15 protein-coding genes are annotated in these 14960 nt (G+C 53.6%); 2 read left to right on the top strand and 13 right to left on the bottom strand.

Features of this window, described 5'->3' with window-relative positions; genetic code table 11:
* Nucleotides 1-202 precede the first annotated feature (202 nt).
* A complete protein-coding gene (locus tag RIC19_RS08305; RefSeq protein ID WP_350177838.1) occupies nucleotides 203-1210 on the top strand; it encodes a virulence RhuM family protein in 1008 nt (335 codons plus the stop codon).
* 30 nt (nucleotides 1211-1240) lie between these two features.
* Here RIC19_RS08305 and RIC19_RS08300 read toward each other — a convergent pair whose 3' ends face one another.
* From RIC19_RS08300 to RIC19_RS08265, 8 genes are read right to left on the bottom strand one after another with little or no spacing between them, the layout of a single operon-like run.
* Nucleotides 1241-2965 carry a BatD family protein gene (locus RIC19_RS08300; RefSeq protein WP_350177837.1) on the bottom strand — a complete coding sequence of 575 codons (1725 nt, stop codon included), beginning with the start codon at nucleotides 2963-2965 and terminating at the stop codon, nucleotides 1241-1243.
* A 15-nt stretch (nucleotides 2966-2980) separates the two neighbouring features.
* Nucleotides 2981-3637 carry a BatD family protein gene (locus tag RIC19_RS08295; RefSeq protein ID WP_350177836.1) on the bottom strand — a complete coding sequence of 219 codons (657 nt, stop codon included), beginning with the start codon at nucleotides 3635-3637 and terminating at the stop codon, nucleotides 2981-2983.
* Nucleotides 3638-3686: 49 nt separating this feature from the next.
* Entirely contained in the window at nucleotides 3687-4484 is a 798-nt protein-coding gene (locus RIC19_RS08290) for a tetratricopeptide repeat protein (RefSeq protein WP_350177835.1), read from the bottom strand.
* Between the two features lie 4 nt (nucleotides 4485-4488).
* Nucleotides 4489-5526 (bottom strand): VWA domain-containing protein, encoded by a 1038-nt coding sequence (locus RIC19_RS08285; protein WP_350177834.1) that lies wholly within the window; start codon nucleotides 5524-5526, stop codon nucleotides 4489-4491.
* A gap of 47 nt (nucleotides 5527-5573) precedes the next feature.
* Entirely contained in the window at nucleotides 5574-6581 is a 1008-nt protein-coding gene (locus RIC19_RS08280; RefSeq protein WP_350177833.1) for a vWA domain-containing protein, read from the bottom strand.
* Nucleotides 6578-7582 (bottom strand): hypothetical protein, encoded by a 1005-nt coding sequence (locus RIC19_RS08275; protein WP_350177832.1) that lies wholly within the window; start codon nucleotides 7580-7582, stop codon nucleotides 6578-6580. Before RIC19_RS08275 ends, RIC19_RS08280 begins: the two co-directional genes overlap by 4 nt.
* A gap of 21 nt (nucleotides 7583-7603) precedes the next feature.
* Entirely contained in the window at nucleotides 7604-8470 is an 867-nt protein-coding gene (locus tag RIC19_RS08270) for a DUF58 domain-containing protein (protein WP_350177831.1), read from the bottom strand.
* A 3-nt stretch (nucleotides 8471-8473) separates the two neighbouring features.
* Nucleotides 8474-9469: an AAA family ATPase gene (locus RIC19_RS08265; RefSeq protein ID WP_350177839.1), complete on the bottom strand. Its 996-nt coding sequence runs from the start codon at nucleotides 9467-9469 to the stop codon at nucleotides 8474-8476.
* Nucleotides 9470-9700: 231 nt separating this feature from the next.
* Between RIC19_RS08265 and RIC19_RS08260 the strand changes: the two genes are divergently transcribed.
* Nucleotides 9701-10384, top strand: a complete 684-nt coding sequence (locus RIC19_RS08260; protein ID WP_350177830.1) for a hypothetical protein — start codon at nucleotides 9701-9703, stop codon at nucleotides 10382-10384.
* A gap of 31 nt (nucleotides 10385-10415) precedes the next feature.
* Here the strand turns inward: RIC19_RS08260 and RIC19_RS08255 are convergent, their stop codons facing one another.
* The 5 genes from RIC19_RS08255 to RIC19_RS08235 all read right to left on the bottom strand — a co-directional run bounded on the left by RIC19_RS08255 (nucleotide 10416) and on the right by RIC19_RS08235 (nucleotide 14173).
* The gene (locus tag RIC19_RS08255; RefSeq protein WP_350177829.1) at nucleotides 10416-10841 is read right to left on the bottom strand and encodes a hypothetical protein; all 426 of its coding nucleotides are present in this window, start codon (nucleotides 10839-10841) and stop codon (nucleotides 10416-10418) included.
* Nucleotides 10838-11113 (bottom strand): hypothetical protein, encoded by a 276-nt coding sequence (locus RIC19_RS08250; RefSeq protein ID WP_350177828.1) that lies wholly within the window; start codon nucleotides 11111-11113, stop codon nucleotides 10838-10840. Before RIC19_RS08250 ends, RIC19_RS08255 begins: the two co-directional genes overlap by 4 nt.
* On the bottom strand, nucleotides 11100-11852 hold the full coding sequence (gene lptB, locus RIC19_RS08245) for an LPS export ABC transporter ATP-binding protein (protein WP_350177827.1): 753 nt from the start codon (nucleotides 11850-11852) through the stop codon (nucleotides 11100-11102). The genes RIC19_RS08250 and lptB overlap by 14 nt, the downstream gene beginning before the upstream one ends.
* Nucleotides 11853-11879: 27 nt before the next feature.
* Nucleotides 11880-12614 carry a hypothetical protein gene (locus tag RIC19_RS08240; protein ID WP_350177826.1) on the bottom strand — a complete coding sequence of 245 codons (735 nt, stop codon included), beginning with the start codon at nucleotides 12612-12614 and terminating at the stop codon, nucleotides 11880-11882.
* A gap of 86 nt (nucleotides 12615-12700) precedes the next feature.
* Nucleotides 12701-14173, bottom strand: coding sequence for a glucosaminidase domain-containing protein (locus RIC19_RS08235; RefSeq protein WP_350177825.1), 1473 nt, complete (start codon nucleotides 14171-14173; stop codon nucleotides 12701-12703).
* Nucleotides 14174-14960: the final 787 nt, after the last annotated feature.

Raw genomic sequence — 14960 nt, 5'->3', positions numbered from 1 at the left:
CCAGCTCTGCATCTCGTCCTCACCTTCGTAGCTTTGGCTACGAGGTTCCGGGCGTTCTCCCGCTATTTTGGCGGGACAGGTCTTGATCTGGCAAAAAATACTCATCCATACCCTATACAAAACCTACCTTAATAAACTCTATTTATTTGTTTGATCTTCGGAGAAAAATTTATTGGAAGCGGAAAAAGAGTATTGGACTGATATGGAAGAAAATAATCGAATCATCATCTATAATACCGCCGATGGCAAAGCCTCCGTTTCCCTATTCGCCAAAGACGGGAACGTTTGGATGAATCAAAAGCAACTGGCGGAGCTTTTTGACACCTCCAAGCAAAATATCGGGCAACATATAGCTAACATCCTGAAAGAAGGGGAGTTGGACGAGCATTCAGTTGTAAAGAATTACTTTACAACTGCCTCCGATGGCAAACAATACGAAGTCACTTTTTACGCCCTCGACATGATCCTCGCCATCGGCTTCCGGGTACGCAGCAAAAGGGGCACGCAGTTCCGGATATGGGCCAATAAAAACCTGAAAGAATACATGGTCAAAGGCTTCGTGATGGATGACGAACGCCTCAAAAACCCCGATGGCCGCCCGGACTACTTTGACGAGCTGCTGGACCGCATCCGCGACATCCGGGCTTCTGAAAAGCGCTTCTACCAAAAAGTCCGCGACCTCTTTGCGCTAAGCAGCGACTACGACGCTTCCGACAAGGCCACCCAGATGTTTTTTGCCGAAACCCAAAACAAACTACTCTACGCCGTCACCGGAAAAACCGCCGCCGAAATCATCGTATCCAGGGCGGATGATCAGGCGCCCAACATGGGCCTGACCTCCTGGAAAGGCAGCATCGTGCGCAAGGGAGATGTCATCATAGCCAAGAATTACCTCAGTCACGATGAAATCGACACCCTGAACCGCCTGGTGGTCATCTTCCTGGAAAGCGCGGAACTGCGCGCGAAAAACCGGCAGGACCTGACCATGGATTTTTGGCGCGCCAACGTGGACCGCATCCTCGAATTTCAGGACAAAGCCGTGCTGAACCATAAGGGCAGCATCTCCAATGCAGACATGGAGAAGCAGGTGAAAGCCCTGTACGAACAATTTGATCAGCGGCGCAAAATAGCCGATGCCCGGACTGCCGATGCCCAGGACCTGGAAGCGCTGAAGGCCTTGGAGGAAGAAATCAAAAAGAAGAAGGGATGAAACATTACAATACCTACAGTTGCAAATAAGCTACACCGCCTTCTCCATACCCGCAATAGCCTGCGTGGCCCGTTCGTAGACCGCCTGCATCTTGCCCGTGTCAGCCTGGCCGGCAAACAGCGCCATCTCGCAGTCCTGCACGATGCTCATTACGGTCTCGATCAGGCCTCCGTCCAAATCTAATTCCTGCAGGCGCTGACGCAGGGAGCTCTTGCTCATGGAAGAACGGGGGATTTGCAATTTATCGCCTACGTAGCCCAAAATGGCTTTCGATACTTCATCGTAAAACGCCCGGTTGTCGCCAGCTTTCAGGTGGTTGTTGGCCTGGCTCAGACGTTCCTGTGCCACGCCCCTTGCGGCTTGCATCCGCCGTTCCTGAGGGTCAACGTTGCTTTGCTTCGCCCGCTGGTGTCGCCAGCCGAGCAGTCCCCCGAACAGGAGCAGGGGTATCGCCATTAAGCTCCAAAATAAGGCGCTGCCCAGGAATGGGGACCGGACGTTGTGGAGCACCGGGGACAGCATCAAAGGCCCAATATCCTCGGTGTTGCTGAGACTGCTGCTGCGGGTGGGGCGGCCTGTACCAGGCTTTATGTAAAGCAGGAAAGGCCCTCCGGTAAGGGTCACATACTTGCTGCTGTCAGGCAAAAAGTAGGTGAGCTTCGGCGTGAATTCGTAGTTGCCAGCCTCTTTGGGCAACAGCAGGTATTCAAATACTTTTTTGCCATCAATGGAAGCGTTGAGCTCCAGGTTGGCCTCTTCCAGCACTTTGGGCTCGTAAACCTCAAAACCGTCCGGGAGGTCGAGTTCGGGCGCTTCTACCCGCTTGATATCTCCGGTACCACGCACGGTCAGTATCAGGGTAAGCGCATCATCGGTAGTGGCCGTTTGGGCGCTAAGGTCAGGCCTGATTTGGTAATCGCCTACCGCGCCGGTAAAGCTTTCCGGTGCGCCATCTGGTAATGGCAATACTTCGATATTGACGGCTTCTGTGGCGGCTGGATAAGCGCGCACATCAGGTGTAAAGAAAAAGCTGCGCCTGCGGTTCGCCCCTTCTTTGACTACACCCAGCTGTACATTCATCGGCTCAACGGTGAGCTGCCCGGTCTGTTGCGGGAACAGCGCAATGCGCTTGAGTACTTTTGTGGTGTACTGCCGGCCGTTGATCACTTCCCGCATCACCCGCCCGTCGAAGCGGCGGACATCCTGCGCGAAAAAGCCCTGATAGCCGGACTCTTGCAGAATATTGAAACTCTCCACATCAAGGGTGGTGTAGAGCTTGTAGTCCAGCAAAATCTGCTGCCCCACATAAGCCGTCTCTGTTGAAGGTTCGGCCCGGATAAACACCTGTTCTTCTGCCCCGGGCGCATCTTTACTGCCTTTTACCACCTCAATGGTTAGGGGCTGGGTGCGCAGGGTGGTCCGGCTAACTTTTATGCTCGCACTGCCTATAGTAAAAGTACCGGTGCGCCGTGGCTTCAGGGTGTAAGAATAGGCTTGGGTCCGGCTGACCGCCCCATTGATCATAGACGTACTAATGGAACGGCTGGGGCCGGAAACGATGACGAATGCTTCGAAAGACGGGGGAGAAAACTGCGCGCCCTGCGCATTAGACAAGGTGAAGGTGACTTCAAAGTAGCTGTTCTCTAAAACGCGGCGGGCATTGGTGGTCGCCTCAAATGTAGTTTGTGCATTCAGGGCACCTGCGGTCCACAAGACCGCCAACCATGCTGCAAAGTACATCCGGGTCGTAGCCATATTGCTTGGTTTTTTTTACAGTTTGTAGGTTTTGCGCTTCTTGCCGGGTTGGCCTTCCGGGTCGCCTTCGGGCAATTCGTAAGGCTGTAGCTGATGGAACTCGCGCATCAGGCTGTCGAGATTGAAGAAGGAATCACCGAAACCGGGCATGCTGAAATCTTCCATATCGAAGTTTTCAAAGCCAGGGAAGTTGAACCCATCGAAGCCTCGCCTTTCAAGGTCTTCAAATCCGGGCATACTGAACTGCAGCATCGGCTGCTGCCCGGGCGCAGGGCCTTGCTGAATGCCGTCCGGATTAGGGGCCACAACAACTTCCATAGGCGCTGTTTCCAGGTATTGGCCCCCCACCTTGATGCTGGCCGGCTCGATGTAGTAGTTGCCGATGTCTTCGGGCATCAGCTGGAAGGTATAGGAGAGCCGCTGTGTAGTCCGCCCGTTGATGGTGCTCATACTAGAGGCATAATTGGGCCCGCTGACCACACTGAACCCCTTGAAATAGGGCGCCTGGAAGTCCTGCCCCTGCCCGTTTTCAAGGATGAAGCGGACCTGCAGCAGGTTGCCCATGAGTAGAGAATCGGTGTTGACTTCAACGGTGAAGCGCACCTCGTTTTGCTGAGCACGGAGCATGGAAAGGCTCAGTAGTGCCATACCAACAAAGAGTACCTTTTTCATGATTCCAATGGTTTTATTATCAATGACAACGTTTACGGCCAAAGGGTTGTTACCAGTCCTTTTCCTTTTTCACCGGCTGCCCTTTTTCTGCTTTGCGGAGTTTTTCGAGCACTTGCAGTTCTTCTTCTTCTATAATGCGCAGTAGCCGCCGGGCTTCCTCTTCGGAGAGTTCCCGCTTTTCCATTTTTTGTTGCTGGTCGCTTTCGCCCTGTTGCTGTTGGGAAGACTGTTGTTCGCTTGGGTTCTGGTCTTCTCCTTCAGACTGTTGCTCCTCCTGCTGCTGTTGATTTTGTTGTTCCTGCTGCTGCTCCTGATCCTGATTTTGCTGTTGGTTGTTTTGTTGCTGCTGTTGCTGATCCTGTTGCTCCTGATCCTGGTTTTGTTCCTGATCGTTCTGCTGCTGTTGTTGTTGTTGCTGTTGCATTTTCAGCTGCCGCTGGGCTTGCGCCAGGTTGTACTGCGTGGACTGGTCGCCGGGGCGTTCCCGCAGGGCATTTTTGTAGGCTTCCACACTTTTCTCATACGCCTTTGCCTGGAAATGAGCATTGCCCAGGTTGTGAAAGGCCTGCGCCCGGACCTCCGTTTCATCGCTGTTACCAACGACATGCTCATACCGGCGTACGGCCTCTTCATACCGTCCCTGTTGGTAAATGGCGTTGCCCAGGTTGTAGTGCCCGCGGGCGGTACTTTCGGCCTCCAGCGATTTGCGGTAAGTTTCTTCTGCACCGGCGAAGGCCTCTTCCTTGTAGGCTTCGTTGCCCTCGCGCAATAGCCGGTGCGCAGATTGTGCTTGCAAGGTAGTGATACCCCAAAGCAGGATCAAACCTAAAGCGATAAGCAGTCTCATGGTGTTATGCATTTTCTCCGAATAAGCTTTTATTACGGCCCTTGCCACTGCTCCGGTAGGGTAGGAGGAACTCGGCGATCAGCAGCAGTAGAGCCACGCCTACAAACCACTGGAAAGAGCTCTCGAACTCTGAGAAGCTGCGCTGCTCAAAGGCGCGCTTTTCCATTTTATCAATGCGGTCCTTCAGGGCGGTTACTACCGCATCGCTACCGGCAGACAGGTTGAAATAATTACCGTTGCCAGCCTCGGCGATGTCCCGGAGTACGGCTTCGTTGAGGCGGGAGCGTACCGGGTTGCCCTGTTGGTCGCGCTTGTACATCTCCCGGCCGTTCTGCCGGATGCTGATAAAACTCCCTTCAGCGGTGCCCACGCCTACGGTGTAGATGATCAGGCCTTCGTCTGCCGCCGCCTGCGCAGCGGCCAGGGCCTCTTCTTCGTGGTTTTCGCCATCTGTAATAATTACCAACGCCTTGTGGCTCTTGTTGTTGTCTTCAAAAGACTCCCCTGCCAGCCCAATAGCTTCTGCAATAGCAGTACCCTGATTGCCAATCATATCGGGGCTGGCCGACCGCAGGGACAGCTGTATGGCGTTGTAGTCGGTTGTGATGGGCGACTGCAGAAAGGCACTGCCGGCAAAGACGACCATACCGATGCGCTCAGCGCGCAGCCCTTCCACCAGCTCCTGTGCAAAGCGGCGGGCGCGTTCCAGCCGGCTCGGGGTAATGTCTGTGGCAAGCATACTCTGCGAAAGGTCGAACGCAACGATAATATCCACGCTCTTACGCTTGTACTTTTGCAGTTTCGCCCCATACTGCGGATTGGCCCAGCCTACTGCCAGTAAGGCTACCGCCAGCATGAGCAGCCCGACCTTCAGGTATTGCCGGTAGCGAGACACCTGTGGCATGAGCTGCTGCATCAGACTGTGGTTGCCGAAGCGCCCAATAGCCCGCTGCCGGGCGGTCCAGGCTGCCCAAAAGAACAGCCCCAGCAAAGGGAGCAGCAGCAGTGCGTATAAGTGTTCCGGATGTTCGAGTTGTAGCATGCCTTGGTTGTTTTGCCATTAGTTTGTGAGAGCGTTCCCGCCCCACATCATGGGATGGTGCGCAAGACCGTGTAGCGCAGGACGGCTTCCATCATCAGCAGCAGCAGCCCCCAAAATACGAAAGGGTGGAACGCTTCGTTGTAGCGCTTGATGACCGTCACTTCGATTTTGCTTTTTTCCAGTTGGTCAATCTGATCGTAAATCTGCTGCAGGCTTTCGGCCGAAGTGGCGCGGAAGTAGGCGCCGTTGGTCATTTCCGCAATTTCGCGCAGCAGCATCTCGTCGATTTCCACCCGTGCCCGCCCGAAGATGTAGCGGCCGTCGCTGCGGCGGCTAATAGGCGTTAGGGCATCGCCGGTGGAGCCCACGCCAATGGTATAGACTTTGATGCCGAGTTTCTGGGCGATCTGGGCGGCCATCTCCGGCTGTATGTAGCCCGCGTTATTGACCCCGTCCGTCAACAAGATGACGATTTTGCTCTTGGCTTCGCTGCCCTCAAGGTGGCGTACTCCGGTAGCCAGGCCCATACCGATCGCCGTACCGTCCTGTAGTTCTCCACAAGCCAGTTCCTCCAGGAAACCCTTCAAAATACGGTGGTCAACGGTCAGGGGGCATTTGGTGAAAGCCTCTCCGGCAAAGATGGCCAGCCCGATCCGGTCGTAGGGGCGTTTGTCCACAAAGTCGCTCGCCACCGCCTTGCTGACTTCCAGTCGGCTGGGCTCGAAATCCTGCGCGAGCATGCTGCTCGAGAGGTCGAGGGCCAGCATAATGTCTACGCCTTCGGCATTGACTTCTTCCTCCTTGAGGACTTCCTGTGGCCGGGCCATAGCGACCACAAGGGACGCAAAAGCCAAAGCCCGGAATACGGGCAGTAAGCCCCGCAGCATCCCTCTCCAGGACTGTATGCCGCGTACGCTCGCCAGGCTGGGCATGCGCAGGGTGGCATAGTGCTGCCGCCGGCGCTGCAGGTAGTACCAGCCTATCGCCGGTAGCAGCAGCAGGAGGAGGAAAAACTCCGGGTTGACAAATTCTATGTTCGGGCTGAAGATGCTCATGATGCTTCCTTATCGTCCTCCACTTTTTCGTACGTTTCTATGGTACCATTTTCGTAAACAGCCGCCATGAGCCTGGGGTTATCGGTATCGCGGATGAACTGCCGCAGCCGCTCCATGGCTTCATTGTGGAACGCCACTTCGGGCTCTGCCTTTGCAAACTTGACGAGGTCGGCCGTTTGCAGCAGCTGCCGCAGGGTTTGGACCTGATCAGCCGAGAGGGCATGGCCCTGCAAATGCTGCACGATGGTATCTGTAGTGGACTCCAGTGCCCGGATGCCATAGCGGCGCTCCAGGTAGAAGCGAGCCTGATGGGTCAGCTCGCTGTGGTAGCCTTTGATATCGCCTTTTTGCCAATACTGCCCGGCTTCCAGCGCATTGAGGCGCTCCATCATCAGGGCGCGCAGGGTGGTGCGGCGGGGCGGCTTGGGCGATGCTGATTGGGCCTTGCGGTTCTGACGGAAAAAATAGATCAGCAGCCCGATGATGATGAGCGCGACGAGCACCACCAGGTAAGGGGCGTAATCCCTTAGCGTCATCGGTTCCTCAATGATGCCTTTGATGGGCATGAGGCGTGCGGTATCGCTGGCTATGTCCATGGTCCGTATCAGAATAGAAGCACTGTTGCTTTGTACCTGTTGCCGTTGCCCGTCTTCGGTGTAGGTAAGGGTAACCGGCGGGATGGTGTACCGGCCTTCCTCCCAAAAAATCAGCTTCATGTCCAGGGTAGTGATGGTGCTGCCATCTTCCCCGGTTTTGTCGAGACGTTTGGCATCGAGCACCTCCATATTTTCCTGGTTCTCCAGGGCCCGGTAGTCAAATGCGTCAATGGTGTTTTCGCCTTTGGCTATCGCCACAATCTGGTAGGAGACGGCTTCGCCAAACAGGGCGGTTTCTTGTTCGAGTACGACCGAAATGCCGGGTTGTGCCCAGACCGTCGCCGCCCAGCCCAGCAGGAGGGTCGTCAGAAGGGGCAGCCAGTAAGTTCGGTATCGTGCTATCATGAGTCAGCCTGCGTTTTTTGATCAGGAGCGCTGTTGGAAAAACTGATGCAGCGCATCCACGTACGATTCGTTGGTGCGGATGTTGACTACCGCGGCGCCACTTTTCTTGAAGGTGCGGCTGAAGTAGTCTACGTGCTGCTGATGCCACTTAGCGTAAGCCTCGCGCAGCCGGCGAGCGGAAGTATCGACCCAGCGGATTTCCCCACTTTCTGCATCCTGCGCCCGCAATAGGCCCACATCCGGCAGGTTTTCTTCACGGGGGTCAATGATATTGACGCCGATCATATCGTGCCGGCGGGCAGCTACCCGCAAGGCCTGCTCGTAGCCCATTGACAGGAAGTCGGAAATGATAAAACAGATGCTCCGCTTTTTGACCAGGTTGTTGAAGTACTCCAGGGTGGTACCGATTTCCGTGCCTTTGCCTTTTGGCTCGAAGTTGATGAGCTCCCGGATGATGCGCAGGATGTGCTGCTTGCCCTTCTTGGGCGGGATAAACAGCTCCACCTCATTGGCGAAGAAGGCCACGCCCACTTTATCGTTGTTATTGATGGCAGAGAAGGCTAGCACCGCACAAATTTCCGTCATGATCTCATTTTTGAGCTGATTGACGGTACCAAAGAAAGAGGAAGGGCTCATATCGATCAGGAGCATCACGGTCAGTTCCCGTTCTTCCTCGAATATTTTGACGTGGGGTGTGCCGGTTCGGGCCGTTACATTCCAGTCGATATTGCGGACGTCGTCCCCGTACTGATAATCCCGAACCTCACTGAAAGACATGCCCCGCCCCTTGAAGGCCGAATGGTACTCTCCGGAAAAGAGGTGCCGGCTCAGCCCCCGGGTTTTGATTTCAATTTTGCGGACTTTCTTCAGCAGTTCGCTGGTTTCCATGATTTAGGGTACTTCTACGGTATCGAGAATTTTATTGATCAGGTCTTCCTGCGTGATGTTTTCGGCTTCGGCCTCGTAGGTCAGGCCCAAACGGTGCCGCATGACGTCTTGGCATACATTGCGTACATCTTCGGGAATGACATAGCCGCGGCGGTTGAGGAAAGCCTGCGCTTTGGCGGCCAGTGCCAGGTTGATGCTTGCCCGGGGCGACCCCCCGTAGCTTATGAGCGGCTTCAGGCGCCCCAGCTGATAGGCATCCGGCTCGCGGGTAGCGAAGACAATATCCAGGATATAGCGCTCGATTTTCTCATCCATGTAGATTTTGCGGACCGACTCCCGCGCTTTCAGGATTTCTTCGGTCTTGACGACCGGGCTCACCTTGCCGAAGGCGTCGTCTCCAAGGACGCGGCGGATGATTTCCCGCTCTTCCTCCTTATTGGGGTAGGAGATCTTCACCTTGAGCATGAAGCGGTCTACCTGTGCTTCGGGCAGGGGGTAGGTACCTTCCTGCTCAATCGGGTTTTGGGTAGCCAACACCAGGAAAGGCTCCTGCAGGTGAAAGGTTTCGTTGCCAATCGTGACCTGTCGTTCCTGCATGGCTTCCAGCAGGGCGCTCTGTACCTTAGCCGGTGCCCGGTTGATCTCATCCGCCAGCACAAAGTTGGCAAAAACAGGCCCTTTGCGCACCGTGAACTCGTTCTGCTGCGGGTTGTATATCATGGTGCCGATGATATCGGCAGGCAGGAGGTCAGGCGTAAACTGAATGCGGCTGAATTTGGCGTCAATCGCCTGCGATAGGGTTTTGATGGCGAGGGTTTTCGCCAAGCCGGGCAAACCTTCGAGCAAAACGTGCCCTTTGGTCAGCAGCCCCAGCAAGAGGCGGTCCAACATGTGCTTTTGGCCGACGATCACCTGTGCCGTTTCCTGGTTCAGGCGGTCCACAAAAGCGCTGTCCAGATAAATTTGTTGATTAAGAGCTTCTATGTCTACTGATTGCATGGTCATTCCGTTGTTCAGGTCTGCAAAGTTGCTAATTTTTTTACAGAATACAGCAGGGGGCTGCTCCCGTTGCTATAAATTCGCAGCTTCAATTTCTTAGGGCGTCATTTACCTGAGCTGATCCGTAATTTGCAACGTTAAGGCTCCCCCAGGCATTATAATACAATACCAAGAGCAAAAGGCTCGGCTTTTGTCCGGCAAATAATACTTTTTTAACATAACGAATCCGCTATGCTTTCCAGACTGCTACTGTTTTTCGCACTATTGACTTTTAGTTTTGTTTTGCCCGCTCAGGACACCCAGGCGGATGCGGCAAGCGATCCTGTTACTGCCATCAAAAACCTGCGGTCCGGTACCCTGATCATCCGCTTGCCTTCCAACCGGCGTAAAATCACCGCCCTGCGGGATGCTCTGGAAAATGATCAGAATAATGTTCAGCGGCAGAAATGGCTTGAAAAAGAGCTGCAGGCCACCCATGAACAAACCCAAACCTTCAATAATAACATGTACCGGGCGTTTCAGGAATCCTACGACTTTTCGGACATCCGCTATACCTATGACTATTTCACCCCTGAGCTCAAGGCCGGTCAGTTTACCGGGCATTTCCTAAATGCGGACCTTGAGCCGGATGAAGGGATTTCCCTGGGCAAAAAGCCGGTTTTTATTCTCAGTTTCGGTAGGACAAACAAGGACTTTTCAGATGGGGTGGAAGCGATGGTCGTTTTGGGTGAGCAGCTGAAAAGCCCGCCCCCGCCTTTCCCTTACTATCAGCGCCTGAACGACTTCCAGGCGTTTTGGGGCAACCTCTTTCCGCGGGACGATCAGAACGAGTGGGATGCCCTGCGCCTCGTCGGTAAGCTCAACGGTAAACTCTACAAGTTTTACAACCGGAATGTGAGCGCTACGGATTTTTAGGAATGGAGTAGATGAGGAGCGTAAAGCCCCTTCAGTTCTTCGGCCTTTTTGTACTCGTTTCCGGTAAGGAGTCGGACTGAGTGGAGTCCTTGTTTAGTGCTTCGAGCCTGAGTATCTTCAGGATACTGTCTTCGGACAACAAGGGGGCGACCTTCAGCAGAGAATCCCGCATCTTTTTGACGACCGGGCGTTCCGGCTTTGTCGGACGGGGTGGTTTAGATGCGGTGTCCCGGCTCAACCGGGCTTCCAGCAGCAAGATGGAATCTGCCAGGATACCGGCATCTTTTACGGCATCCTGATAGCAACGTTGGGTGCGGTTTTCCCGGTAAGTGGCCACCCGTTCAGTCACCTCTTGTTGTATCATCTCTTCCACGGCATCACGGTTGCGGTTATCTTCGCCACAGGAAGCGGGCAATAGGAAGACGGGCAGGACTAACCAAAAGTAAAGTCGGCTCATTGCTGCTGTTTTCGCTTGATGCGCTGGCGCAGGGTTTGTTCTTCCTGCTGGCGCAGTTCGATGATAGAGTCCAGAGCACGCTGTACAATGGCCTCTTTATTGGTGGTACAAAGGCTGTCCAGCAGGGGCACAAGGCTGTCAATTTGTTGTTTGGCCAGACTGTCGATACGGATGCGCTCACTGGAGGTCAGGCGGATGCCTGTTTCCTGAGATTCGCAACCCGCCCAAAGCAGCACGCCCAGCAGCAACAGTACTTCGCTAGCGTTCTTCATTGAGGTCGATGACTTTTCTTCTGAGTTCAAAATTTTTGCCAAGGTACACTTTACGAACCATCTCGTCGGCAGCCAGCTCCTCAGCGGTGCCCGCCTTGAGGATGTTGCCCTCAAACATCAGGTAGGCCCGGTCGGTAATGGAAAGGGTTTCTTGTACATTGTGGTCGGTGATGAGAATGCCGATATTCTTGGTCTTCAGTTTGGCCACGATGTATTGGATATCTTCCACCGCGATGGGGTCAATACCCGCGAAGGGCTCATCCAGCAGGATAAACTTGGGGTCGGTTGCCAGGGCGCGGGCAATTTCGGTACGCCGGCGCTCGCCGCCCGAGAGGGTATCGCCCCGGCTTTTGCGTACTTTTTCCAACCCAAACTCTTTGACCAGGCCCTCCAGGCGTTCCTTTTGCTCGGCTTTGGGGTAGGGCATCATTTCCAGGACCGCCGCGATGTTGTCTTCCACACTGAGCTTACGGAATACGGAGGGTTCCTGCGGGAGATAGCCAATACCCCGTTGTGCCCGTTTGTACATGGGCAGGTCCGTGATGTTGTCGCCTTCCAGGAAAACCTGGCCGACGTTGGGCTTGATGAAGCCCACCACCATATAGAAAGTTGTGGTTTTGCCCGCACCATTAGGGCCCAGCAAACCGACAATCTCTCCCTGATTGACTTCCAGAGAAACGCCTTTGACGACTTTTCTCTTCCCGTACATTTTTTCCAGACCTTCGCTTCTGAGTCGCATGTGTTTGGTTGAATACGAATGAAAAAATTAGTCGACATAAACGACCTTGCGCAGGAAGCGCAGCCCGAGGCTGACTTCAAAGGCAATATTGCGGATTTGCCGTTCCGGTATCGTGGTTTGGTTGCCGGTAAAGGGGTCGGTCACTCCCGGGATTTCCGGCTGCTCGTATTGGAACGAGAAATCGGGGTGGAGGTTTAGCTCGAGCGACAAGCCCACGAACTCGCTGATATTGTACTCCATACCACCACCCACGGTGACCCCGTAGTTGAACTCCCGGATGTACGTAGGGTCGTCAACGGGGAGGGTGGTAAAAAAGAAGTTGTTGATCTCATCAAAGGCATCGAGGTTGGTATCGAAAGTGTAATCTGCCCGTACGCCAACCGAGTAGAAAAAACGGCTTTCGCCACGCCCGATGTCAAACTTTTGCTTGGCCCCCAGTACCAGAGAAGCATTATGGAAGATAAACCGCTCCGGTGGTACCCGGGTGAGCTGCCCGTTAAAAACGTTGTTGAAAAACCGGTTGCGCAGCGCGCTGCCTTTAGGGTGGTAGCCCAGGGAGGCGAAAAGAGAAAAGGCATTGCTTTCCGGCACGTCCTCAATGAAGAAGTCGCCCTGTGGTAAAAAAAGGGCATCGGTATTCAGAGCGTCCCACTGCTGAGTAGCCATGGTGAAACCGCCCTTGATGCCGTATACGGTGCCCTGAGCTTGCAGCATTGCCAAAGTGAAGGCCGACAGCCCGGCGATAAGTATCAGTTGCTTCATAATTCCAGTTTTGCACAAAGGTCTTGAATTATTACGAAATAACCGGAGTGCGGGGGGGGAATAGCACTCCGGTTGTAAGGTTTAGGTTATCGCACCCGCAGTTGCTGGCCAATAAAGATGGTATTGCTGGTCAGCCCGTTTAGCGCTTTCAGCCGGTCTACCGTCAGGTTGTAGCGGCGGCTGATGTTGAACAGCGTATCGCCCTTAACCACGGTATGCAGGCTGGAAGAAGGCTGAGGCGCCGGCGGGTCCGGTTGGGTTACCGGTGTGGTATTTGTATCCGTATTGAACCGGTCGTCATCAAAGCCATTGTCTGTCCCTGTATTGGCAGGGCGGTCATTCCAGGTTGGGCGGTTATCCGGCCTTGGGTCGGGCCGGTTGCCAGGCGGAGGTGTGATCGGCTCGAGGAAATCCTCATCGAAGTCAAAGTCGTTATCCGGTTCAAAGACTTCATCTTCGATGACGATGGGGTCAATCGGGCCTTCGTCTATGGATGGGGGCTCTGGCTCTGGAAAATCAATCACATCGGGGCGGTCAGGGGCGGTGGTTGTTTCAGAGGCGCCCCGGCTCAACTTCGGCGGGTCACTGATGTTCCACCCCCGGATTTTCAGGCGTTCGCCCACTGCTGCCATCTGCCCGGTTTCCAATTGGTTGCGCCGGTAGAGGCGGCCCAGGTCGATGCCATAAATCTGGGATATGCTGAACATGGTCTCGCCATTCTTCACATAGTGCCACTGCCGTTTGCCCCGGAAGCTATTGCGCTTGGACTGCACATAGACTACCGTACCCTGCTCCAGCTGCCGGTTGCGGCTGTATTGGTTGTCGTTGAAGCGCACCAGGTCGGTGAGGTCGGCGTTGGTGCGCAGGGCAACTTCCTGCAGGGTCTCGCCGGACTGCGTCAAAACATACTGAACGTCATTATTGAGAAAGACTTGTCCGGCAACGACAACGTTTGGCGCATCGGTCCCGTCCCCTCCCAATTGAGGGACATTTTCTTCCCCACCCGCAATAATGCCGGTGGAAGTCATGCGGTCGTACCGGTGCAGCTCGTAACGATCAATAATATCGATGAGCTTGCTGGCGTAAGTAGCACTTGTGGCGTAGCCCGCTTGCCTCAGGCCCCGTGCCCAGGCTTTATAATCTGTAGGGTCGAGGCGGAAGAGGAAGCCATACCGGTACTGCTTGTTGGGGTCGCGCAGGAATTCAGAGTGTGCCCGGTAGCTGGCATCAGGGTTTTTATAACTCCGGAAACAGGACTCAATAAGCTCGCCCCGGTCGTTTACGTCATCGTCCTTTTTATAATAGGTACGGCCATCCCAGCCGCTACCACACTTGATGCCGAAATGATTGTTGGCGCGCCGGGCCAGATCACTCGTGCCTGCACCGGACTCGAGCAGCCCTTGTGCCAGTTTGATGCTCGCCGGGATGCCCGTCCGCTCCATTTCGAGGATAGCCATTTCTTTAAAGCGCTCCAGGTACTCCTGATGGGTATTGCCCTGTGCCTGAAGGCAAAAGGCCAGGCTCAGGGAGAAGAGGATAAAAAATGATGATCGGTTCATAGCCAAATTGTTTTGGGGTAAAGGTTGTGTTGTAAACGCGAAAGTCGCCAGTAATGTCTAAAAGATACGGCGAATTATCATTTTATTAATATTTTGATGAGGGCAGTTGACCATATAGCCAGGCATTATTAAGGATTGCAGGTCACCTAAGGCATAACAAGGGCGGCAGATTTTTTCTGTTTTTCATCAATATTGCGAAAAACGCAAGACAGCTTAAGTTTAACATTTACAATGCGAAGTTGTCAAGAAAATCATTATCTTTACAACTAGCAATCTCTAATTTACTTAACCGCTTTCAAAATTTATTTCGTTATGAAGTTATTTATTTCACCCCCCCCATTTCATTGGTAAATAATGCCAAAATTCTAACAATGGTATTATTGCTGTCCTTTGGTGTTGGGTTACCGCTCTCTGCTCAATTCCAATGTGGGTACGAAGACGAGGGAAACTTTCCTGTTGGTACATCTAGCTTTATAGTGAACAATAACTTTAATACGCTGCCTAATGGAACGACGGTATTCTATATGCTAAGGGCAGATGATGAAGTAAGTTTTGGCAGTCTTATCAAACAATAAGTTCAGTTAAAACATATTTGAGTCTCAGTAGCAGAAAGGCTTCAGAAGATTATCCTCCGAAGCCTTTCTGTTTTTGCTTTTACGAAAATCATTCACAATGCGGCTTTATTTTGTCATAGCTCTTGTAATCTTTGGACATTTTCTTCCCCTGAAAGCACAAAGCAACCGAATAATCGTGAATTGGGGGAATACCTCGGGAATTGAGGATGGAT

The sequence above is a fragment of the Phaeodactylibacter sp. genome (assembly GCF_040219495.1).
Taxonomy (GTDB): domain Bacteria; phylum Bacteroidota; class Bacteroidia; order Chitinophagales; family Saprospiraceae; genus Phaeodactylibacter.
This window is presented reverse-complemented; position numbering and strand designations above follow the sequence as displayed.